Source organism: Roseateles saccharophilus (genome assembly GCF_031458095.1).
Lineage (GTDB): Bacteria > Pseudomonadota > Gammaproteobacteria > Burkholderiales > Burkholderiaceae_C > Pelomonas > Pelomonas saccharophila_A.
Genome location: NZ_JAVDXU010000001.1, coordinates 916425 through 939249 on the forward strand (window position 1 = coordinate 916425; position 22825 = coordinate 939249).

At 69.0% G+C, this 22825-nt stretch carries 17 protein-coding genes; 10 read left to right on the top strand and 7 right to left on the bottom strand.

The window, feature by feature from the left end; genetic code table 11:
* Positions 1–62: 62 nt before the first annotated feature.
* The 5 genes from J2X20_RS04125 (at position 63) to J2X20_RS04145 (ending at position 7225) form a co-directional block, all read left to right on the top strand.
* The gene (locus J2X20_RS04125) at positions 63–1055 is read left to right on the top strand and encodes a 2-hydroxyacid dehydrogenase (RefSeq protein WP_310261240.1); all 993 of its coding nucleotides are present in this window, start codon (positions 63–65) and stop codon (positions 1053–1055) included.
* 11 nt (positions 1056–1066) lie between these two features.
* Positions 1067–1402, top strand: a complete 336-nt coding sequence (locus tag J2X20_RS04130) for a hypothetical protein (protein ID WP_310261243.1) — start codon at positions 1067–1069, stop codon at positions 1400–1402.
* Between the two features lie 101 nt (positions 1403–1503).
* A complete protein-coding gene (locus tag J2X20_RS04135) occupies positions 1504–2718 on the top strand; it encodes a TolC family protein (protein ID WP_310261246.1) in 1215 nt (404 codons plus the stop codon).
* A gap of 5 nt (positions 2719–2723) precedes the next feature.
* Entirely contained in the window at positions 2724–3917 is a 1194-nt protein-coding gene (locus J2X20_RS04140) for an efflux RND transporter periplasmic adaptor subunit (protein WP_310261249.1), read from the top strand.
* A gap of 164 nt (positions 3918–4081) precedes the next feature.
* Positions 4082–7225, top strand: coding sequence for an efflux RND transporter permease subunit (locus tag J2X20_RS04145; protein ID WP_310261255.1), 3144 nt, complete (start codon positions 4082–4084; stop codon positions 7223–7225).
* On the opposite strand, the gene J2X20_RS04150 is transcribed toward J2X20_RS04145, so the two are convergent.
* The 4 genes from J2X20_RS04150 to J2X20_RS04165 all read right to left on the bottom strand — a co-directional run bounded on the left by J2X20_RS04150 (position 7190) and on the right by J2X20_RS04165 (position 13640).
* Positions 7190–8551 (bottom strand): sigma-54-dependent transcriptional regulator, encoded by a 1362-nt coding sequence (locus J2X20_RS04150; protein WP_310261258.1) that lies wholly within the window; start codon positions 8549–8551, stop codon positions 7190–7192. The two genes, J2X20_RS04145 and J2X20_RS04150, sit on opposite strands and share 36 nt — an antisense overlap.
* The gene (locus tag J2X20_RS04155) at positions 8538–10382 is read right to left on the bottom strand and encodes an ATP-binding protein (RefSeq protein ID WP_310261261.1); all 1845 of its coding nucleotides are present in this window, start codon (positions 10380–10382) and stop codon (positions 8538–8540) included. The genes J2X20_RS04150 and J2X20_RS04155 overlap by 14 nt, the downstream gene beginning before the upstream one ends.
* The gene (locus tag J2X20_RS04160; RefSeq protein WP_310261263.1) at positions 10360–11706 is read right to left on the bottom strand and encodes an MFS transporter; all 1347 of its coding nucleotides are present in this window, start codon (positions 11704–11706) and stop codon (positions 10360–10362) included. The genes J2X20_RS04155 and J2X20_RS04160 overlap by 23 nt, the downstream gene beginning before the upstream one ends.
* Before the next feature lie 164 nt (positions 11707–11870).
* Positions 11871–13640 (bottom strand): DUF885 domain-containing protein, encoded by a 1770-nt coding sequence (locus tag J2X20_RS04165; RefSeq protein WP_310261266.1) that lies wholly within the window; start codon positions 13638–13640, stop codon positions 11871–11873.
* A 120-nt stretch (positions 13641–13760) separates the two neighbouring features.
* Between J2X20_RS04165 and mfd the strand changes: the two genes are divergently transcribed.
* From mfd to J2X20_RS04190, 5 genes are all read left to right on the top strand, one after another.
* Complete coding sequence (gene mfd / locus J2X20_RS04170; protein ID WP_310261268.1) at positions 13761–17219, top strand: transcription-repair coupling factor; 3459 nt, start codon at positions 13761–13763, stop codon at positions 17217–17219.
* A gap of 59 nt (positions 17220–17278) precedes the next feature.
* Positions 17279–17821 (top strand): PEP-CTERM sorting domain-containing protein, encoded by a 543-nt coding sequence (locus J2X20_RS04175; protein ID WP_310261271.1) that lies wholly within the window; start codon positions 17279–17281, stop codon positions 17819–17821.
* Positions 17822–17868: 47 nt separating this feature from the next.
* Positions 17869–18579 (top strand): phosphoserine phosphatase SerB, encoded by a 711-nt coding sequence (gene serB / locus J2X20_RS04180; RefSeq protein ID WP_310261272.1) that lies wholly within the window; start codon positions 17869–17871, stop codon positions 18577–18579.
* Positions 18576–19310: a substrate-binding periplasmic protein gene (locus J2X20_RS04185; protein ID WP_310261274.1), complete on the top strand. Its 735-nt coding sequence runs from the start codon at positions 18576–18578 to the stop codon at positions 19308–19310. The genes serB and J2X20_RS04185 overlap by 4 nt, the downstream gene beginning before the upstream one ends.
* 312 nt (positions 19311–19622) lie before the next feature.
* Entirely contained in the window at positions 19623–20360 is a 738-nt protein-coding gene (locus tag J2X20_RS04190; protein ID WP_310261276.1) for a PEP-CTERM sorting domain-containing protein, read from the top strand.
* Positions 20361–20430: 70 nt separating this feature from the next.
* On the opposite strand, the gene J2X20_RS04195 is transcribed toward J2X20_RS04190, so the two are convergent.
* Genes J2X20_RS04195 through J2X20_RS04205 form a run of 3 tightly spaced genes read right to left on the bottom strand, consistent with a single transcriptional unit; the run spans position 20431 to position 22705 of the window.
* Positions 20431–20655: an RNA-binding S4 domain-containing protein gene (locus J2X20_RS04195; protein WP_310261280.1), complete on the bottom strand. Its 225-nt coding sequence runs from the start codon at positions 20653–20655 to the stop codon at positions 20431–20433.
* Positions 20648–22360 (bottom strand): thiamine pyrophosphate-binding protein, encoded by a 1713-nt coding sequence (locus J2X20_RS04200; RefSeq protein WP_310261283.1) that lies wholly within the window; start codon positions 22358–22360, stop codon positions 20648–20650. The genes J2X20_RS04195 and J2X20_RS04200 overlap by 8 nt, the downstream gene beginning before the upstream one ends.
* A gap of 57 nt (positions 22361–22417) precedes the next feature.
* Entirely contained in the window at positions 22418–22705 is a 288-nt protein-coding gene (locus tag J2X20_RS04205; RefSeq protein WP_310261287.1) for a hypothetical protein, read from the bottom strand.
* Positions 22706–22825: the final 120 nt, after the last annotated feature.

Sequence of the window (22825 nt, forward strand, 5' to 3'; positions counted from 1 at the left end):
CGCCGCTCCCGGCCGGCGCTGTCCGCCTAGGATGGGGCGTCACCCAGCCCGCCTCACCCGCCATGAAAACCGCCGTCTTCAGCGCCCGCCGCTACGACCAGCGCCTGCTGACCCAGGCCAATGCGCACGCTGGCCACGAGCTGATCTTCGTCCAGGACCGGCTCACCGCAGACACCGCGCGGCTGGCTGAAGGCTGCGCGGCCGTCTGCGTGTTCGTCAACGACAGCGTGGATGCCGAGGTGCTGGCCCGGCTGGCCGCCCAGGGCACGCGCCTGGTCGCCACGCGCTCCACCGGGTACAACCACATCGACGCCTCGGCGGCCGCAGCGCTGGGCATGGCCGTCGTGCGCGTGACCGACTACTCGCCGCACTCGGTGGCCGAGTTCGCCGTGGGCCTGCTGCTGGCTGTCAACCGCAAGATCGCCCGCGCCAGCGCCCGCACGCGCGACGGCAACTTCGAGCTGGAAGGCTTGATGGGGTTCGATCTGCACGGCAAGACCGTGGGCGTCATCGGCACGGGCAAGATCGGCGCGATCTTCGCGCGCATCCTGCATGGCTTCGGCTGCACGCTGCTGGGCCATGACGTGGTGGCCAACCCGGCCTTCGAGGCGCTGGGCGGCCGCTACCTGACCGTGCCGGAGCTGATGGCGCAGTCGGATGTCATCTCTCTGCATTGCCCGCTGCTACCGAGCACCCACCACATCGTCAACGCCGCATCGCTGGCCGGCCTGAAGCGTGGCGCCATCCTCGTCAACACCAGCCGCGGCGGCCTGGTGGACACCGAGGCCGCCGTGCTTGCGCTCAAGAGCGGCCAGCTCGGCGGGCTGGCCATCGACGTCTACGAGCAGGAGGCCAGCCTGTTCTTCCAGGACCTGTCGTCCACCATCATCACGGACGACGTCATCCAGCGGCTGGTGTCCTTCCCCAACGTCATCGTGACGGGCCACCAGGCCTTCTTCACCGTCGAGGCCATCGGCCAGATCATGGCGACCACCCTCGAGAGCCTGGACGACTTCGAGGCCGGCCGGCCGCTGCGCAATCTCATCCCTGCATAGAATCCCCGGCCATGCGCCGCTGCTTCCTCGTCCTGCTGACCCTGCTCGTCGCCGCGCAGCTGTCCTGGGCGGGCGCGGCGCTGTGTTGCGTGGACGAGCTGGGCGGCCAGAAGACCGGCCTGGCGCAGCTGGGGGGCGAGCAATCCCACACCGCCAAGGCCGCTGACGCCCATCCGGTCTGCGAGACCGGCCATTGCCACTGCCACCACGCCGGCTGCGCCACGCCGCTGGCCGAGCGCGATGCTCTCGCCGCGCCACTGGCCCTGGCCCCCGAGCCCGCCGATGCGGCCAGGCGCAAGTCCCACATCCCCGCCGGGCTCGAACGCCCCAATTGGCTGCGCGCCTGATCCGGCGCGCCGCTTCTCCCCCATCCCACTGAAGCGCAGGCACCCGACGGGTGCCGGCCGCGCCGAACCGTCCGTCGTTGTCCCAACAACTGGAGCGTTCGATGCGAACCCTTGCTTTCCTGCCGGCGCTGCTGATGGCGCTGGCCCCTGGCGTGACGCACGCCATCACGCTGGCCGAGGCGAGAGCCCTGGCCCAGGCCCACAACCCCGAACTGGCCGCGGCGCGGCTGGAGCTGCAGGCGCTGCAAGCTGCCGAGCTGCAGGCCGGCGCCCGGCCCAATCCCGAGCTGGGCGTGCTGCTCGAAGACACGCAGCGCAGCGCAACACGGACCAGCACCGTGCAGCTGTCCCAGGCCATCGAGCTCGGCGGCAAGCGCGCGGCGCGCCTGGCCGCAGCGGCGCAGACGCGCGAGCAAGCCGCAGTCGCGCTGCAGGCCAAGCAGGCCGAGATCCGCGCCGCCGTCACCGCGGCCTTCTCTGAGCTGCTGGCCGCCCAGCAGCAGCAGGGCCTGGCCGAGTCGTCGCTGGAGTTGGCCCGCGGTGCTGCCCACGCCGCCGACAAACGGCTGCAGGCCGGCAAGGTCGCGCCGCTGGAGCCCGCCAAGGCCCGCGTGGCCGAGGCTGGCGCGCGTGCCGAGCTGGCCCAGGCGAGAAGCGCGTTGCTGCTGGCCCGTGGTCGCCTGGCCGCGCTGTGGAGCCAAAGCCCACAGGCCGTCACGCCGGCTGAAGGCGACGCGACCGCCCTGCCCCGCCTGCCCGATGAGCAGCGCCTGGCCGAGCAGTTGCCCGATGCGCCGGCCCTGCGCCTGGCACGGCTGGACATCGCACGCCACCAGGCGCTCACCGAGGGCGAACGCGCCCGCCGCGTGCCCGACCTGACCGTCACCGTCGGCGCGAAGCGCGATGCCGAGCAGGGACGCACCCAGGCCGTCATCGGCTTCTCCGTGCCGCTGCCTCTGCACGACCGCAACCAGGGCGCCCTGCTGCAGGCCCTGCGCCGCGAGGACCAGGCCCGCGAGGCCCTGACCGTCGCGACGCTGAAGCTGCAGGGCGAGGTGGCCGAAGCCGGCTCTCGGCTGAGGCTCAGCCACGAGCAGGTGCAACTGCTGCGCGACGAAGCCCTGCCAACGGCGCAGACCGCCTATGACACGGCCCTCAAGGGCTATGAGCTCGGCAAGTTCGCCTTCCTGGACGTGCTGGACGCCCAGCGCAGCTTGTTCCAGCTGCGCCGCCAGCTGCTGCAGGACAGCGCCGCGGCCCACCGCGCCGCCGCCGACCTGGAGCGCCTGCTCGGCCGCAACCCCTCCGAGGAATGAAAGACATGATTCCCAAGAAAAACGCCATCGCCATTGCCGCCGTGCTGGCTGTGGGCCTGCTGCTGGGCGCTGCCATCCTGCGCAGCGGTGGCACCAAGCCCGGCCATGACGACCATGGCCATGCCGAAGAGAAGCCTCAGGCAGCCGCATCGGCGCCTGCCGCCGCACCGCGCACCCGCTTCAGCGACGAGCAGCTGCGCCATAACGGCATCGCCCTTGCCGCGGCCGGGCCGGCCCGCATCGAGACCGCGCTGCAGCTGCTCGGCGAGGTCAAGCTCAATCAGGACCAGAGCGTCGTCGTGACACCGCGCCTGGCCGGCCTCGTGGAGGCCGTGCGCGTGAACGCGGGTGACCGCGTGCAGCGCGGCCAGGTGCTGGCCCTGCTGTCCAGCCCCGCTCTCGCCGACCAGCGCAGCGAGCTGCTCGCCGCGCAAAAGCGCCTGGCCCTGGCCCGCAACACGCTGGAACGCGAGAAGAAGCTCTGGGAAGACAAGATCTCCGCCGAGCAGGACTATCTGGCGGCTCGCCAGGCCTTCCACGAGGCCGAGATCGCCGCCGAGAACGCGCATCAGAAGCTGGCCGTACTGGGCGCCTCGGCGGCGGCCACGCCGCAGGGACTGACGCGCTACGAGATCCGCTCGCCCATTGCCGGCGTCATCGTCGACAAGAAGATCGCTGTCGGCGAGGCGCTGAAGGAAGACACCGCCGTCTTCCAGGTCGCCGACTTGTCCAGCGTGTGGATCGAGCTGGCCGTACCCGCCAGGGAGCTGAACCGTCTGGATATCGGCATGACGGCCCGAGTCCGGGCCGCCGCCTTCGAGGTCGAAGGCGAAGCCCGGCTCGGGTATGTGGGCGCCCTGGTCGGCGAGCAAAGCCGCAGCGCCACCGCCCGCCTCGTGCTGGCCAACCCCAAGGGCCTGTGGCGGCCGGGCCTGCCGGTCACGGTGGATCTCAAGGGCAGCGACACCGAAGTGCCGGTGGCCGTCACGACCGACGCCGTGCAGACGCTGGACGAACGCAGCGTCGTCTTCGTGCGTCAGGGCCAGCAGTTCGAGGCCCGGCCCGTGACGCTGGGAAGGCGCGACGGCCGGCACGTCGAGGTGCTCCAGGGCCTGTCGGCCGGCGAGCGCCATGCGGCGAGGAACAGCTTCCTCGTCAAGGCCGACATCGGCAAGGCTGAAGCCGAGCACGAGCACTAAAGAAGCTATGAACGAACCACACACGCCCGCTAATCCCGCCGCGACGCCGCCACTCGGCGTTGCAAATGCTCGCCGTAGCACACGCTGCGACTCCGCTTTGCGCCTTGACTGGCGACGCCGCGACGGCCTGCTCGGCCGCGCGCGGTCCATTCACAGCTTCCGTCATGTTTGAAAACCTCATCCGATTCGCCATTGCCCAGCGCTGGGGGGTGCTGCTGGCCGCGCTTTTCATGGCGGCCCTCGGCGTCTTCAGCTACCAGCGCCTGCCCATCGATGCCGTGCCCGACATCACCAATGTGCAGGTCCAGATCAACACCGAGGCGCCGGGCTATTCGCCGCTGGAGGCCGAGCAGCGCGTCAGCTTCGCCATCGAGACGGCCATGGCCGGCCTGCCCAGGCTGGAGCAGACGCGCTCGCTGTCGCGCTACGGCCTGTCCCAGGTCACCGTCGTGTTCAACGAGGGCACCGACCTCTACTTCGCCCGCCAGCTCGTCGGCGAGCGCATCCAGCAGGCGCGCGCCGCGCTGCCGCCCGGCCTGACGCCCACGCTGGGCCCCATCGCGACCGGCCTGGGCGAGATCTATATGTGGACCGTCGAGGCCAAGGACGGCGCGCTGAAGGCCGATGGCACGCCCTACACGCCGACCGACCTGCGCGAGATCCAGGACTGGATCGTCAAGCCGCAGCTGCGCACCGTGCCCGGCGTGACCGAGATCAACACCATCGGCGGCTTCGCCAAGGAATACCAGGTCGCACCCTGGCCCGACAAGCTGGTGGCTTACGGCATCACCCTGCAGGAGCTGGTGCAGGCGCTGGAGCGCAACAACGCCAATGTCGGTGCCGGCTATATCGAGAGGCGCGGCGAACAGGTGCTGATCCGTGCACCGGGCCAGGTGGCGAGCATCGAGGACATTGCCGACATCGTCGTCGGCACCGCCCAGGGCGTGCCGGTGCGCGTGCGCGACGTGGCCGACGTCGGCCTCGGCCAGGAGCTGCGCAGCGGCGCCGCCACCGAGAACGGCCGCGAGGTCGTGCTGGGTACGGTCTTCATGCTGATGGGCGAAAACAGCCGCCAGGTCTCACAGGCCGTGGACAGGCGGCTTCAGGAGATCAACCGCAGCCTGCCCGCCGGCGTCATCGCCCAGACCGTCTACGACCGCACGACGCTGATCGACAAGGCCATCGCCACGGTGCAGAGGAATCTGCTGGAGGGCGCCCTGCTCGTCGTCGCCATCCTGTTCGGCTTCCTGGGCAACCTGCGCGCGGCCGTCATCACGGCGGCGGTGATCCCGCTGTCCATGCTCTTCACCTTCAGCGGCATGGTGGCCCACAAGGTCAGCGCCAACCTGATGAGCCTGGGCGCTCTGGACTTCGGCATCATCGTCGACGGTGCCGTCGTCATCGTCGAGAACTGCGTCAGGCGGCTCTCGCATGCCCAGGCCGCGGCCGGCCGGGTGCTGACGCGCGGCGAGCGTTTCGACGCGGTCTTCGCCGCCGCCCGCGAGGCGCGCCGGCCGCTGCTGTTCGGCCAGCTCATCATCATGGTGGTCTATCTGCCCATCTTTGCCTTGAGCGGCGTGGAAGGAAAGATGTTCCATCCCATGGCCTTCACCGTCGTCATCGCCTTGCTGGGCGCCATGCTGCTGTCGGTCACTTTCGTGCCGGCGGCGGTGGCCCTCTTCATCGGCGAGCGGGTCGGCGAGAAGGAGAACCGCCTGATGGGCTGGGCCAGGCGCGGCTACACGCCGCTGCTCCACTGGACGCTGGCCAACCCGCCGCTGGTGCTCGCCATCGCGGGGGTCAGCGTGGCCCTGAGCGCGCTGATGGCCACGCGCATGGGCAGCGAGTTCGTGCCCAGCCTCGACGAAGGCGACATCACGACGCATGCGATGCGCATCCCCGGCACGTCGCTCAGCCAGTCCGTCCAGATGCAGCGCGAGCTGGAGCGCACCCTGCTGGCCCAGCCGGAGGTGCTGCGCGTCTTCTCCAAGATCGGCACGGCCGAGATCGCCACCGACCCCATGCCGCCCAGCGTGGCCGACACCTATGTGATGCTGAAGCCCCGCGCCGAATGGCCGGACCCGCGACGCAGCACGGCGTCCCTTGTCGAGGACCTGCAGGCCCTGGCCGCCACCGTGCCGGGCAACAACTACGAGTTCACCCAGCCCATCCAGATGCGATTCAATGAGCTGATCTCCGGCGTGCGCAGCGACGTGGCCGTCAAGGTCTTCGGCGACGACATGGCGGTGCTGGAGGCGACGGCCGGGCAGATCGCGGACGCGCTGCGCGGCGTGGACGGCGGGTCGGATGTGAAGGTCGAGCAGACGACGGGCCTGCCCATGCTGACGCTGCAGATCGACCGCGCCAGGCTCGCACGGCTGGGCCTGAGCGTGGCCGACGTGCAGCAGACCGCCGCCACGGCCATCGGCGGCCAGGAGGCCGGCGTGCTCTTCCAGGGCGACCGCCGCTTCGACATCCAGGTGCGCCTGCCCGACGGCCTGCGCAGCGACGTCGACGCGTTGCAGCGGCTCCCGATCCGCCTGCCCGGCGGAGCCCATGTCCAACTTGGCGAGGTGGCCCGCTTCGAGCAGTCGCCCGGACCCAACCAGGTCAGCCGCGAGAACGGCAAGCGCCGCATCGTCGTGACGGCCAATGTGCGGGGACGCGACATCGGCTCCTTCGTCGCCGAGGCCCAAGCTGCATTGCAAGCCAAGGTGAGAGTGCCCACCGGCTACTGGACGAGCTGGGGCGGCACGTTCGAGCAGCTGCAGTCGGCCACCGAGCGCCTCAAGCTGGTCGTGCCGCTGGCCCTGGCCCTGGTGTTCGCGCTGCTGTTCGCCATGTTCGGCAATCTGCGCGACGGTCTCATCGTCTTCACCGGCGTGCCCTTTGCGCTGACCGGCGGCATCGTGGCGCTGTGGCTGCGCGGCATCCCGTTGTCCATCTCGGCTGGCGTGGGCTTCATCGCGCTGTCGGGCGTCGCGGTGCTGAACGGCCTGGTCATGATCGCCTTCATCCGCTCGTTGCGGGACGGCGGGTCCACCGTGGAGGACGCCGTGCGCGAGGGCGCGCTGTCGCGGCTGCGGCCCGTGCTGATGACAGCCCTGGTCGCGTCGCTGGGCTTCGTGCCCATGGCCCTGGCCACCGGCACCGGCGCCGAGGTGCAGCGGCCGCTGGCCACCGTCGTCATCGGCGGCATCCTGTCGTCGACGGCATTGACGCTGCTGGTGCTGCCCCTGCTCTACCGCTGGGCGCACCGCGAGCGCGGCGCTTCAGCTGGGGCGGTAGGCGTCGGCGTCCAGGCCTAGGCGGCGGATGCGGTCGTGCAGGGTCTTGCGCGCCAGGCCCAGGCGTTCGCCGGCCTTAGCGACATTGCCGCCGCTCTCCTGCAGGGCCTGCACGATCCACTGGCGCTCGACCGCGGCCAGGGCTTCGTCCAGCGGCGCCTCGGGCAGGGCCGCCGGCCTGCTGGGCACCGACGATGCAACCGGCGCTGATTCACCGACCAGGCCCAGCACCCAACGCTCGGCAAAGTTGCGCAGCTCGCGCACATTGCCGGGCCAGTCGCGTGACTGCCAGGCCGCGAGCTGGGCACCAGTCCATGTCGGCACGGCGCGCTGCAGGCGCTCGCCCGCCTGGGCGCAGAAACGGTCCAGCAACAGCGGGATGTCCTCGCGGCGCTGGCGCAGCGGCGGCAGCGCGATGCTGGCCACGTCCAGGCGGTAGAACAGGTCCTCGCGGAAGCGCCCTTCCCGGGCCAGCGCCAGCAGGTCCACCTTGGTCGCGGCGACGACGCGGCAGGCCAGCGGCACGGCCGTGTTGGCGCCCAGGCGCTCCACGCTGCGCTCCTGCAGCACCCGCAGCATCTTGACCTGCAGGGCCAGGGGCATGGACTCGATCTCGTCGAGGAAGACCGTGCCGTCGCCGGCGAATTCCAGCTTGCCGATGCGGCGCTTGTTGGCCCCCGTGTAGGCCCCGGCCTCGGCGCCGAAGATCTCCGACTCGAAGACGCTCTCCGGCAGAGCGCCGCAATTGATGGCGACAAACGCGCCGCGCGCGCCGCTGGCCGCGTGCAGTGCTCGCGCCACGACCTCCTTGCCCGTTCCCGTCTCGCCGTGGATGAGCACGTCGACCCTGGCGGGGCCCAGCGTGCCAATCAGCATGCGCACCTGCTCCATGGCGGCGCTGGCACCGATCAGCCCATCGGCCGGGCCGCCACCGAGCTGAGCCTTGAGGCGCCGGTTCTCCAGTACCAGGCGGCGCTGGGCCAGCGCGCGTCGCACGACCTCGACGAGGTGTTCGGCCGAGAAAGGCTTCTCGATGAAGTCCCAGGCGCCGTCGCGCATGGCCTCCACGGCCATGCCGATGTCGCCGTGGCCGGTGACGAGGATGACGGGCAGCTCCGGGTCCTGCTCGCCCAGGCGCTGCAGCAGCGCCAGGCCACTGTCGCCCGGCAGTTGCACATCGCAGACGACGACGCCGGCAAAGCCCGGCTTCAACCAGGCTTGCGCCGCCTCGGCCGAATCCACGCCATGGGCCTGCAGGCCGGCCAGGCGCAGGCTCTGCGTGGTGGCCAGGCGCACATGCTCGTCGTCCTCGACGAGCAGCACATCGATGGGGTCAGTCAGGGCCATGGGCGGATTGTGTGATGGGCAGCCTCAGCGTGAACTGGGCGCCGCCCTCGGGCCTGTTGCCGCCCTGCAGCGAGCCGCCGAGGGCGTTGGCGATGGAGGCCGAGATGGACAGGCCCAGGCCGAGGCCGTCGCCGCGGCGCTTGGTCGTGAAGAAGGGCTCGAAGAGACGGGCCAGCACCTCGTCGCTCAGGCCCGGGCCGTCATCCGTCACGCGCAGCAGGGCCTGGCCGGCCTCGACCTCGGCCTGCAGCGTGACCGTGCCGCCGCCCTTCTCGGCGCTGGCATCGATGCCGTTGCGCAGCAGGTTCACGAGCACCTGCTCAATGCGCACCTGCTGACCCTGCACGGCCAGGCCTGGAGGTACGGGCGGGCATTCAAGCTTGATGTGCTGGCGGCGCGCCTCGGCGCTGACGAGGGCCACGGCCGCCTGGAAGGCCGTGGCCACATCCACGGGCTGCACGCGCAGCTCGTCACGCCGCGCAAAGCCCTTGAGCTGGGCCACGATGGCGGCGATGCGCTGGGTGAGGCTGTCGATGGCCTCGAGATTGCCTTCGGCATCGGCCTGCATGCCGCGCTCGAGGAAGACGCGGGCGTTGTCGTTGAGCGCCCGCAGGGCCGCCAGCGGCTGGTTGATCTCGTGGGTGATGCTGGCCGCCATCTGGCCCAGCACGGCGAGCTTGCCGGCCTGCACGAGGTCGTCCTGGGTCGCGCGCAGGGCCTGCTCGGTGCGGTGCAGCTCGTCGACGCGGGCCTGCAGCTCTCGGGTGCGCTCGGCGATGCGGGTCTCCAGGCTGTCGTAGGCGGCACGCAACTCGCCCTGGGCGGCCAGGCGCTCGCGGGCGCGGCGACGGCGCAGCTGGACATAGGCCAGCGTCAGCAGGATGGACACCCAACCCAGGCCCGCGGCCCAGGCGCGGCCGGCGGCGATCTGCTCGGCGCCGCGGATCTCGGTGAAGGACAGCAGCGTCCAGCCGCGGCCTTCCACCGGCAGCTCGGTGACCAGCGCGCGCAGCCTGGCGGTCGCTGTGGCGATGCGTTCGATGCGCAACCCGGTCGACGCGCTTGAGGGTTCGCGCGCCAGCGCCGGCAGCGGCAGGTCGCCGTATTGCTGGGTCTCGTGCAGCTCCGTGCGTACGGCCGGCGACAAGGGCTGCAGCGTGCGGTACTTCCACTCGGGCCGGCTGGCCAGGAAGACCACACCGCGCGCATCGGCCAGCATCAGCTCGCCGGCGCTGCGCGCCCAGTTGGCCTCCATCTCGTCCAGCGATACCTTGAGCACGACAACGCCCGTCGCACGGCCGGCAAGGCGGTGGGCGATGAAATAGCCCGGCGTGCCCGTCGTCGAGCCGCGCGCATAGAAGTGCCCCCCGCCGCTCGCCATCGCGTCGCGGAAGTACGGCCGGTAGGCGTAGTTCTGGCCGACAAAGGTCTGGGCGTCGCGCCAATTGCTCGAAGCCAGCGTCAGGCCGTTGGCGTCGATGAGGAAGATGGCCGCCGCCGCGGCATCGCGGGCCACGCTTTCAAGCAGGGCGTTGACATCCGCCTGGCGTTGGCGCGAGCCCGGTTCGGTCAGCAAGCCGGACAAGGCAGGATGCCGCGCCAGCACCTGCGGCACGGCCTCGTATTTGTCCAGGGTGCCGGTCAGCTCGTGGGCGACAAAGCGCAGATGGCGCTGGGCGTCGTCCTGCGTCTGCCCCAACGCCAAGTCCAGTGACAATCGCCACGCGGCGTAGGCCACTGCCGCGCCGCCCAGCACCACCAGCAACAACAGCGCAAGGCTGCGTTGCCAGCGAGGCCGCTTGGGTCGGTCAGTGGGTTGCAGCTTCTGCATCGATCCTGGAATGCCGGCGCGTGTCACGCATCAGGACGTAGACGAGCAGCGAGCAGGCGATCACCGCGGTAGCGTACCAATAGAAGCCGCTCTCCAGGCCCTGCTGCTTGAACCACAGCGCCACGTACTCGGCGCTGCCGCCGAACACCGACACCGCGATCGCATAGGGCACGCCGACACCGGTGGCACGGATGGAGGCCGGGAAGAGCTCGGCCTTCACGACGGCGTTGATGGAGGTGTAGCCGCTGACGATGAGCCAGGCGCAGGCGATCAGGCCAAAGGCCTCCCAGGGGCCTTGCGCATGGCGGATGGCCGTCAGCAGCGGCACCGTGAACAGCGTGCCCAGGATGGCAAAGCCCAGCAGCAGGGGCTTGCGGCCGATGCGGTCCGACAGCGCGCCGTAGAGGGGCTGCAGCAGGGCCGCGAAAACCAGGCTGGCGGCGGACACGGCCGTGGTCTGCGCGTCCGTCAGGCCCACCGACAGCTTCAGGAACTTCTGCATATAGGTCGTGTAGACGTAGAAGGCCAGGGTGCCGCCCATGGTCAGGCCGATGACGATGAGGCATTCGCGCGGGTGCTGCAGCAGCAGCTTGAAGCCGCCCATGCGGTCCTTGCCGTGCTGGCTTCTGTGCTTCTCGAAGGCCTGGGTCTCGGGCAGGTCGGAACGCATGATCAGCGCGACGACGGCCAGCAGCGCGCCGATGAAGAAGGGGATGCGCCAGCCCCAGGCCTTGAGCTCGGCCGCGTCGAGCACGAAGTTCTGCAGCACCAGCAGCACGACCAGAGCCGTCAGCTGGCCGCCGATCAGCGTCACGTACTGGAAGCTGGAATAGAAGCCGCGGTGCTTGGACGTGGCCATCTCCGACAGATAGGTGGCGCTGGACCCGTACTCACCGCCCAGGCTCAGGCCCTGCAGCAGGCGCGCAACCAGCAGGATGGCCGGCGCCCAGACGCCGACGGCGGCATAGGTGGGCGAACAGGCGATGAGCAGCGAGCCGCCGCACATCAGCAGCACCGAGGCCATCAGCGCCTTGCGCCGGCCATGGCGATCGCCGATATAGCCGAATAGCAGGCCGCCGACCGGCCGGATGAAGAAGCCCAGCGCAAAGATGGCCGCGGTGGACATGGACTGGGCCACCGGGTCGCTGGACGGGAAGAAGGACGACGAGAAATAGAGGGAGAAGGCCGCGTAGCAATAGAAGTCGTACCACTCGACGAGATTGCCGATGGAGCCGACAAAGATGGCCTTGACGCGCTTGAGTTCAATGCGGTCCGGCGCTGCTGCGACCGGACGGTCCGAAGTCGGGGGATAGATCGCTGACATGGGGGCTGTCTCCTGTGGTTGTGTGCCCCAGGATGAGCAGCTTGCGTGCCAGGCTTGTGCGCGCGCCCCGCCCCGGGAGAGACGCGCAAGATCGGCGGTTTCTCGCCAATCCGGCTCGACGCAAGGCCGCCAGCGGCGGCAATCCGCCGGCGGTTTGCGAGGCCTTAGCGCCTGGACTTGACCCAGTCCATGACCAGTTCGCGCAGCACCGGCAGCGGCACCTGGCCGGCGGTCAGCACGACGCGGTGGAAGCCCTTGATGTCGAACTTCGGGCCAAGGGCCGCGGTGGCTTCGGCGCGCAGCTTGGTGATCTCCAGCTGGCCGATCTTGTAGCCCAGGGCCTGGCCCGGCCAGACGATGTAGCGCTCGACCTCGGAGACGACGTCGCTCTCGGCCATGGAGGAGTTGTCCAGCATGTACTGGATGGCCTTCTCGCGCGTCCAGCCCTTGTGGTGCAGGCCGGTGTCCACGACCAGGCGCATGGCGCGCAGCTGCTCGTCGGACAGGCGGCCATACCACTGGTAGGGGTCGGTGAAGAGGCCCAGCTCCTTGCCCAGGCTCTCGGCATACAGGGCCCAGCCCTCGACATAGGCGGTGTAGGAGCTGCCGTAGCGGCGGAACTTGGGCAGGGTCTGGTCTTCCTGCGCGATGGAGATCTGGAAGTGATGGCCCGGCGAGGCTTCGTGCAGCGACAGGGTCTCCATGCCGAAGATGGGCTGGGCCTTCAGGTTGAAGGTGTTGACGTAGAAGACGCCAGGCCGCGAGCCGTCGGCCGTACCGTTCTGGTAGGACGCGCCCGCCGCGCTCTCGGCGCGGAAGGCCTCGACCTCCTTGACCTCGTAGTCGGCCTTCGGATGAATGTCGAAGAGCTTGGGCGTCAGGCCGTTGATCTTCTTTTGCAGCTCGCGGTAGCCGTTGAGCAGGTCCTCGGGCTTGCTGTAGTAGTACTTGGGGTCGTCCTGGAGATGCTTGAAGAAGACCTTCAGGTCGCCCTGGAAGCCGACCTGCTTGCGCACGCCCTCCATCTCGCCCAGGATGCGCGCGACCTCCTTCAGGCCGATGGCATGGATCTCGTCGGGCGACAGCTTCAGCGTCGTCGATTGCTGCACACGATAGGCATACCAGGCCTTGCCATCCGGCAGGGCCGACCAGGCCGTGCTCTTGCGTGCCTTGGGCGTGTAGTCGTCGCGCACAAAGGCCAGCAGGCGGGCGTAGGCGGGCAGCACCTGGGCAGACAGCAGCTTGCGCATCTCGGCCGTGATGCGCTCGCGGTCGGCCGCCGGCACGGCCTCGGGGAAGTTCTTGATCGGGCCCCAGAAGAGGCTCTGCTCGGGGTCGGTCACGGCCAGGGCCTGCAGCTGGGGCAGCACCTTCTCCATGACGGCCTTGGGCTGGGTCACGCCGGCCTTGAGACCGTCGCGCATATTGGCGATGCTGCCGTCGAACAGGGGCACGGCCAGGGCCAGGCGCTTGAGCCAGTCGTCGTAGTCCTTGGTCGTCTTGAAGGGCTGGATGGACTGGCCCGTGCCCATCTGGGCCAGGAAGCTGGGCAGGCCGCCGATCTGGCTGATGGGCTGCATCCAGTCGGGGAAGCGCTCGCCGGCCAGGTTCTGCTCCAGGTCCAGCTTGAGCATGCTGTAGGAGATGCGGTCCTTGGCCTCGAGCTGGTCCTTCCTGAAACCGCCGAGTTCCTTCAGCGTCTGCTGCAGTTCGCGCTTGGCCTGGGCGCGGTAGGCCGCTGTCGTCGTGTCGATGAGGCGGTCGTTGTAGCGCGGGTCGCCCAGGGCGGTGGCGAGGATGGGTTGGCGCTGCAGGGTCAGTTCCCACTGGGCGTCCAGCCAGTGATGGAAGCGTTCGCTCTCGGTGGCGGCAAAGGCGGGCAGGCTGAGCGACAGGCTGGTGGCAAGCAGGCTCAGGGCATGACGACGGCGCATGGAATCTCCGGTTGGAAGAGCCGCGATGCTAGCGAGGCCCCTGCTGACAAGCCAAAGGCCATGGTGTCCCTAGAATTCCGCCAAGCCCCGCTTCGGGGCTGTTGTCGTTTGTAGGTCCGCATGAGTCTCCCCTCGCTGCCGGCAATCCAGCCCGGCAAGAAGTTCACCCATCCCCGCCCCCTCGGCTCGGCCGACGCCCTGCTGCTCGCCCGTTTCGTGCAGCAGCAGCGCGACGCCGGCCGCCTGGCCGCCATCTTCACGGCCGAGCCCGGTGACACCCAGCGCCTGGAAGACGAGCTGAAGTTCTTCGCGCCCGAGCTCAAGGTGGCCGTCTTCCCCGACTGGGAGACCCTGCCCTACGACAGCTTCAGCCCCCACCAGGACCTGATCTCCGAGCGCCTGGCCACGCTGTGGGAGCTGCTGCAAAGCAAAAAAACGAAAAGCATCGATGTGGTGCTGATGCCGGCGTCGACCGCCCTCACCCGCCTGGCGCCGCCCAGCTTCCTGGCCGGCACCACCTTCAACTTCAAGCAGAAACAGCGGCTGGACGAAGCTTCGCTGCGCAGCCAGCTGACCCTGGCCGGCTACACCAACGTCAGCCAGGTCGTGCAGCCCGGCGAATATGCCGTGCGCGGCGGCCTCATCGACCTCTTCCCCATGGGCTCGACCGTGCCCTATCGGGTCGACCTGTTCGGCGACGAGGTCGATTCCATCCGCACCTTCGACCCCGACAGCCAGCGCAGCCTCTACCCCGTGCCCGAGGTGCGCCTGCTGCCCGGCCGCGAGTTCCCGATGGACGAGGTGGCGCGCAAGAAGTTCCGCGAGCGCTGGCGCGAGAAGATGGACGGCGATCCCACCAAGTCGCGCCTGTACCGCGACATCGGCGAGGGCATCGCGTCCGGCGGCATCGAGTACTACCTGCCGATCTTCTTCGAGCAGCCGGCGTCGGTATTCGACTATCTCGGCGACACGGCAGCCCTCGTCCTGCACGGCGAGGTGGACGAAGCCATCCAGCGCTTCTGGACCGACACCAAGGAGAGGCACCGCTTCCTGCAGCACGACCCGGAGCGGCCGCTGCTGCCGCCGCAGGAGATCTTCCTGACGGCCGAGGACTTCTTCGGTCTGACCAAGCCGCACGCCGTGCTGTCGGTGCACGGCAACGAGCCCGTCGATTTCGCCCGGCCCCTGCCCGATGTCAGCGTCGAGCGCGGCGCCCAGGAGCCGCTCGCCCGACTGGAAGCCCACATCAAGGCGACGCCCCACCGCGTGCTGCTGCTGGCCGAAAGCGAAGGCCGGCGCGAAAGCCTGCTGGAGCAGCTGCGCGACCACAAGATCGACCCGCCCTCGGTGGCCAACCTCGCCGAGTTCTGGGCAGGCGACGAGAAATACGCCATCACCGCCGCGCCGCTGGCCGAGGGCTTCTTCTGGGTCGATGCCGAACGGCCGGTCCAGCTCATCACCGAGACCGAGCTGTTCGCGACGACGCCCACCACGCGACGGCGCCGCAAGCAGGAGCAGGTCAGCGACGTCAATGCGCTGATCAAGGACCTGTCCGAGCTCAAGGTTGGCGATCCGGTCGTGCACATCAACCATGGCATCGGGCGCTACCAGGGCCTCGTGAACATCGATTTGGGAGACGGCCAGAAGAGCGAGTTCCTGCACCTGGAATACGCCGACAAGGCGACCCTGTATGTGCCGGTGGCGCAGCTGCACCTGATCGGCCGCTACACCGGCGTGAGCGCCGAGGAAGCGCCTCTGCACAAGCTGGGCTCGGGCCAATGGGAAAAGGCCAAGCGCAAAGCCGCCGAGCAGGTGCGCGACACCGCCGCCGAGCTGCTCAACCTCTACGCCCGAAGAGCTGCCCGAGAAGGACATGCGTTCAGGTATTCAGGCCATGACTACGAGGCCTTTGCGGCCAGCTTCGGCTTCGAGGAGACGCCCGACCAGCGCGCCGCCATCCACGCCGTCATCCAGGACATGATTTCGCCCAAGCCCATGGACCGCCTGGTCTGCGGCGACGTGGGCTTCGGCAAGACCGAGGTGGCGCTGCGCGCGGCCTTCGTGGCGGTCATGGGCGGCAAGCAGGTCGCCATCCTCGCGCCGACGACGCTGCTGGCCGAGCAGCACTACCAGAACATCTCCGACCGCTTCGGCGCCTGGCCCATCAAGGTCGCGGAGATGAGCCGCTTCCGTTCGGCCAAGGAGATCAAGGCGGCGATGGAGGGCATCGCCGACGGCACGCTCGACATCGTCGTTGGCACGCACAAGCTGCTGTCCAGCGAGGTCAAGTTCAACCGCCTGGGCCTCTTGGTCATCGATGAGGAACACCGCTTTGGCGTGCGCCACAAGGAGGCCATGAAGGCCATGCGCGCCGAGGTCGACGTGCTGACGCTGACCGCCACGCCCATCCCGCGGACGCTGGGCATGGCCCTGGAAGGCCTGCGCGACCTGTCGGTCATCGCCACCGCACCGCAGCGCCGCCTGGCCATCAAGACCTTTGTGCGCGCCGAGAGCAGCGGCACCATCCGCGAGGCCGTGCTGCGTGAATTGAAGCGCGGCGGCCAGGTCTATTTCCTGCACAACGAGGTCGAGACCATCGAGAACCGGCGCCAGAAGCTCGAGGAGCTGGTGCCCGAGGCGCGCATCGTCATCGCCCACGGCCAGATGCCCGAGCGCGAGCTGGAGCGCGTCATGCGCGAGTTCGTGGCCGGCAAGCACAACCTGCTGCTGTGCTCCACCATCATCGAGACCGGCATCGACGTGCCGAGCGCCAACACCATCATCATCGCCCGCGCCGACAAGTTCGGCCTGGCCCAGCTGCACCAGCTGCGCGGCCGCGTCGGCCGCAGCCACCACCAGGCCTATGCCTATCTGATGGTGCCCGACCTGCAGGGCCTGACCAAGCAGGCCACGCAGCGCCTGGACGCCATCCAGGCCATGGAGGAGCTGGGCTCGGGCTTCTACCTCGCCATGCACGACCTGGAGATCCGCGGCGCCGGCGAGATGCTGGGCGAGCACCAGAGCGGCAACATGATGGAGGTCGGCTTCCAGCTCTACAACGACATGCTGGCCGAAGCCGTGCGCTCGCTGAAGGCCGGCCGCGAGCCCGACCTGCTGTCGCCGTTTGCGGCCACCACCGAGATCAATCTGCACGCCCCCGCCCTGCTGCCCGACGCCTATTGCGGCGACGTGCAGGTGCGCCTGTCCCTGTACAAGCGCCTGGCCACGGCCGAGAAGAACGAGCAGATCGACTCGATGCTGGAAGAGATCACCGACCGCTTCGGCAAGCTGCCCAACCAGGGCCAGACCCTGTTCGACCTGCACCGCCTGCGCGTGCTGGCCAAGCCCTATGGCGTCAGCAAGATCGACGCGTCGCCGGCCCTCATCAACATCAACTTCCGCCCCAATCCGCCCATCGACCCGATGCGCGTCATCGAGCTGGTGCAGAAGAACCGCAACATCAAGCTGGTGGGTAACGAGAAGTTGCGCGTGGAAAAAATGTTGAGCAGCCCGCAGGACCGTGCGCAGGCGGTACGTGAGGTTTTGCGGTTACTTGGGACACCAATTCAGGCGAACTAGGGGCTTTCAGCGTCGAGGTGTCTGCCTAGAGTGCGGCCACCTCATCGTTGGAGACGCTCATGAAGAAGCTCCTCGCCGTAGCCGCCCTGCTCCCCACACTTGCCAGTGCGGCCAGCCTGCTCGAGTCGAGCGTGAACGTGCACTACCACCTCTCCGACGGGGCGAACACGATCAACACGCTCGACAAGGTCGTGGTCGGGACCGGCGTGGAACTGACCTGTTCCGGCGATGCCGATCTTTGCAACGTGCTGACGGCGCCGACACAGACTCTGGACTTCAGCGCCAACGCCATCCGCTACAGCTATTCGGGCGTCGCTGGCACCAATTTCCTGGACACCCAGCACAACCGCTTCCAATTCACCTCGCTCTATGACGGGGGCGCGGCCCTCACGGGTGTGCAACTGACGACCAACATCGCCGGCTTGGATGCTTCGCGCATCAGCTTCGGCGGACACATGGTGAGCGTCGACATGCGCGGCCTGCAGGTGAACACCGGCGCGTTCTTCGAACTCGGGCTGCAGGCGACCCCGGTGCCAGAGCCCGCCAGCGCTGCCTTGCTGTTCGGCGGGCTCGCGCTGCTGGCCGCGCGCCGCCGCCGCTGAACGATCGGGATAATGCGGGCATCCGATGGCCCGCACTCTCCCGACCCGTGACCTCCCCCGCCCCTGAAGGCCTCGTCCTGCGCGACGGCCCCGCGCTGCCGCCGCTTGCCCATTTCAAGCTCGCCGCCTTCGACATGGACTCGACGCTGATCAGCATCGAGTGCATCGACGAGATCGCCGCCCTCGCGGGCAAGGGCCGGGAAGTCGCCGCCATCACCGAGGCCGCCATGCGCGGCGAGATCACCGACTTCAAGGACAGCCTGCGCCGGCGTCTGGCCCTCCTCGCCGGCGTGCCGGCGAGCGTGCTGGACCGCGTGCTGGCCGAGCGGCTGACGTTCAACCCCGGTGCGCGCGAGCTGTGCGCGGCCCTGAAGGCGGCGGGGCTCAAGCTGGTGCTCGTCTCCGGCGGTTTCACCTTCTTCACCCGCTTCGTCGCGGCCGAGCTGGGCATGGACTTCGTGCGCAGCAACGAGCTGGAGATCGAAGGCGGCGCCCTCACCGGCCGCGTCGTCATGCAGGACTGGGGCGACATCTGCGACGGCGAGCAGAAGCGCCTGATGCTGCTGCAGAGCTGTGCGGCCATCGGCTGCCGGCCCGACCAGGCCATGGCGGTGGGCGACGGCGCCAACGACCTGCCGATGATGGGCGCGGCCGGCCTGTCCGTGGCCTATCACGCCAAGCCCAAGGTGAGGGAACAGGCCCGCATCGCCATCAACGAGGGTGGCCTGGACCGCCTGCTGGAGTTGATCCAGCCGTGAGGCGACTGGCGGCGCTGCTGCTGGCCAACGTGCTTGCGGGCGCGGCAGCGGCGCAGTCGCCATCCTCCCTGCCGCCGCTGCGTTTCGTCGCGGCGACCAACAACGCGCTGCCCATCGCCCAATTCGACGCCAACGAGCGCCTGGTCGGCGGCATCGTCAAGGACCTGGGCGAACTGATTGCCGCCGGCCTGGACCGGCAAGCCGTCTTCGTGCCGATGGCGGGCAAGCGCGTCAGCGCCGCCCTGCTGGCCGGCGAGGCCGATGCCGTCTGCTTCGTGCTGCCGCAATGGCTGCAGGGCGACTTCCGCTGGACCCGCGGCCTCATCCCCGACGCCAGCCTGGTCGCCGCCCATGTCGACGCGCCGGCCCTGCGAAGCCTGGAGCAGCTCGCCGGCCAGCCCCTGGGCACCGTGCAGGGCTACAACTATCCCCATGCCGAGCAGGCCCTGGGCAAATGGTTCCGGCGCGCCGATGTGCCCAGCATGGCGGCCAATCTGCGCCGCCTGGCCGCCGGCAAGCTGCGCTACGCGCTGGTGGAGAAGACCTCGCTGCAGTTCTTCCTGCACGAGCAGCCCCACGCGCCGGTACGCATCGCCTGGGTCATCAACCAGTTCGACGCGCGCTGCGCCTTCTCGCCGCGGTCGGGCGTGCCCTTCCCCGAAGTGGCCCAGGTGCTGGATCGCCTCGTCAGCGACGGCAGCATCCAGCGCGCGCTGGCGCCTTACCGCTGACGCCGCCTAACCCGCCGCCCCCCGACTCAAAGCGGTCAGGCAGCAGGCGGCTCGCACGGCTCCGGCATCAATTCGAAGAGCGAAAAGCCAGGCGCGAAAGCGTTGTCGGCCGCGCCTTGAAGCCCCTATCCCCCATACCACAAGTTCAAACTAGGGATGTCGAGAACGTTGACATTCATTTGACCCGCGCAGCCCCCAAGAAGTCATTTATTTGTTTCCCATCAATGAGTTATCGCATCTGGCATGGACGGTGCTTTACACGCTTGTCCCGCGGTTTACCGCAACTTCATCAACCCTCATAGGGAGTTCACGATGCGCAAGATTCTTTCCTCCGTGGCGATCGCCGCCGGCCTGCTGGCCGCCGGCAGCGCCAACGCCTACCTGGTGTTCACTGGCATTGACAGCAACGGCAGCGCCAGCACGCAAGCCACGTCCACCAATTCGACCGCCGCCGAAACCGCCTTCAAGAGCAACCTCGTCGGCGTCGGCACCGAAGACTTCGAAACCCGTTCTGGCGGCGCTCCGCTGGCCCTGAACTTCGGCGCCGCCGGCACCGCCACGCTGAATGGCGCTGGCAACATCAACACCAATGCCCCGGGCGCCACCCAAGGCAACGGCCGCTACTCCGTGCCTGGCGGCACCCGCTTCTGGGAAGTGTCTGCAGGCGGCGGCAGCCCCTTCCAGGTGGACTTCAGCAACAACCTGGCCGCCTTCGGCTTCTACGGCATTGACCTGGGCGACTTCGGCGGCACCCTGACGCTGGAACTGTCCCGTGGCGGCAGCGTGATCGGCTCGCAGATCGTCAACATGGCCGCGCAAAACGTTGCCGACGGCAGCATCCTGTACTTCGGCCTGATCGCCTCGAACGCTTCCGAAGAGTTCGACAGCATCCGCTTCCTGTCGACCACCGGTACCGGCGACGTGTTCGCCTTCGACAGCTTCACCATCGGCACCAAGGAACAAGTGCGCCAGCTGCCCGAGCCGGCCAGCCTGGCTCTGGTCGCCGGTTCGCTGCTGGGCCTGGGCCTGGTGCGTCGTCGCCGCGCCTGATCCTTCACACCCTCGGGTGTCAAAACGGCGGCCCTCGGGCCGCCGTTTTTCTTTGCCGACCGGAGGCGGCCTAGCTGCCAGCCGGCCCCGGCATCACCTTGACCTGCTGGCCGCCAAAGTCCACCACCTGGCCGGCGCGGATCTTGGCGGTCTTGCGCAGCTCCACCTGACCATCCACGCGCACTTCACCGGCCGCTACAGCCAAGCGCGCCCGGCCACCGCTCTCGACCAGGCCCATGGCCTTGAGCAGCTTGTCGAGTTCGATGAAGTCGCCGCGCAGCGTCAGCTCAAGCATGCTGGGCCTTCTTCGCTGCTTCCCGAATAGCGGTCAGCGTGCTGCGCGAGGTGCTCACATCGCTGGACAGGCGCAGATGCAGCAGGGCCGGCTTGCCGGCAGCGATGGCCGCGTCCAAGGCCGGGCCGACCTGCTCTGTGCTCTCGGCCTTGAAGGCCACGAAGCCAAAGGCCTCCGCGAGCCTGGCGAAGTCGGGGTTGAAGAGATCGCTGCCCGACACACGGCCCGGGTACTCGCGCTCCTGGTGCATGCGGATGGTGCCGTAGGTGCCGTTGTCGACGACGACAACGAGCAGCTTCCTGGCGCCGTAGCCGGTGGCCGTGGCCAGCTCCTGGCCGGTCATCAGGAAGTCGCCATCGCCGGCGATATTGACCACCCAACGGTCCTGCAGCAGGGCCGCGGCCACCGCAGCGGGCACGCCATAGCCCATCGCGCCCGAGGTCGGCGCGAGCTGGGTCTTGCCGAAGCGGTGCAGGCCCGTGTAGCGGTGGAAGCGATGCAGCCAGCCGCTGTAGTTGCCGGCACCGTTCGTGAAGATCGTGCCCTCGGGCAGCTTGGCGTCGATGAGGCGGATGACCTCGGCCATGTCCAGCGGCGCCACGGGCGTCGGCACGAGATTGGCCTGGTAGTCGGCGTTGGCCGCCGCCGTCCAGTCGCGCCAGGCAATGTCGGCCGGCGGCGCCAGCTCGGCCAGGGCCAGCGCGGCCTGGCTCATGCTGGCGTTGATCAGCAGCTCGCCGGTGTAGACGCGCCCCAGTTCCTCGGCGCCGGCATGGATGTGGATGAGGGCCTGCGCGGGCCGTGGCGCCTGCAGCAGCGTGTAGCCGCCGGTCGTCATCTCGCCCAGTCGCGGGCCGATGGCGAGGATGAGGTCGGCCTCCTTCACGCGCGCAGCCAGCTTGGGATTGATGCCAATGCCGACGTCGCCGGCGTAGTTCGGGTGCGCGTTGTCGAACAGGTCCTGGAAGCGGAAGGCACAGCCGACGGGCAGCTGCCAGCCCTCGGCAAAGCCCTGCAGCGCGGCCGTGGCGTCAGGCGTCCAGCCGCCGCCGCCCGCGATGACCAGCGGCTTCTTCGCAGCCGCCAGGCGCTCGCGCAGCTCGGCCAGCGCCGCTGGCGTGGGTGCTGCCTCGGCGGGCCTGGCCGGCGCGACGACGGGTGCCGTGATGGGCTTGGTCAGCATGTCCTCGGGCAGCACCAGCACGACCGGGCCGGGGCGGCCCTGCATGGCGGTGTGGAAGGCGCGGGCCACGTACTCGGGCAGACGCTCGGCGTCATGCACCTCGCCCACCCACTTGGCCATGCCCAGCGTGCCGGGGCCGAACATCTGGCGGTAGTCCACCTCCTGGAAGGCCTCGCGGTCGCGCTGGTCGCTGGCGACCTGGCCGATGAAGAGGATCATCGGCGTCGAATCCTGGAAGGCCGTATGCAGGCCGATGCTGGCATTGGTCGCGCCCGGGCCGCGGGTCACGAAGCAGATGCCGGGGCGACCTGTCAGCTTGCCCTGGGCCTCGGCCATGAAGGCCGCGCCGCCCTCCTGGCGGCAGGCGACGAAGCGGATCTTGTCGGCGTACTCATGGAAGCCGTCGAGCACGGCGAGGAAGGATTCGCCGGGCACGCCGAAGGCCGTGTCGACGCCCTGGGCGATCAGCGCCTCGACCAGCTTGTGACCGGCGAGACGGGGGGTGTTGGCTTGTCTAGTCATGTGGAGACTTTAGCTGGCGTCGCCGTCCGGCCTGTCCCCTGAGCGCGGGCTTGCCCGTCAGCGCGTGGCGCCCTCGACGGCACGCTCGATGAGCTTGTCCTTGAGGCCGTCGTCGCGCGTCATGTCCAGGGCCTTGTGCAGTGCCGACGGCCCGCTGCCGGCTGTAGCGGGCTTGCTGACCGGCGTGGCGGGCAGCACGTTGACGGGCGCTGCGGTCACGGCCTGCTCCTGATACCCAGGCGGGCATTCGACGTTGGAGTAGGACACCTGCTGGCCCTTGACGCATTTGCGCAGGTCGCCGCGCTTGAACTGGGAGGGCGCCCTTGACGACGTGGCGTCTGCCACGGCGGGGCCGGGGCCAGGGCTGGCCGAGGCTTGCAACGGGACCGACTCAACCCAGGCTTGCAGCCCTTGCCGCTGATGCCAGCCCAGACCAAGCGCTGCGAGAAGGAACAGCACGGCGAC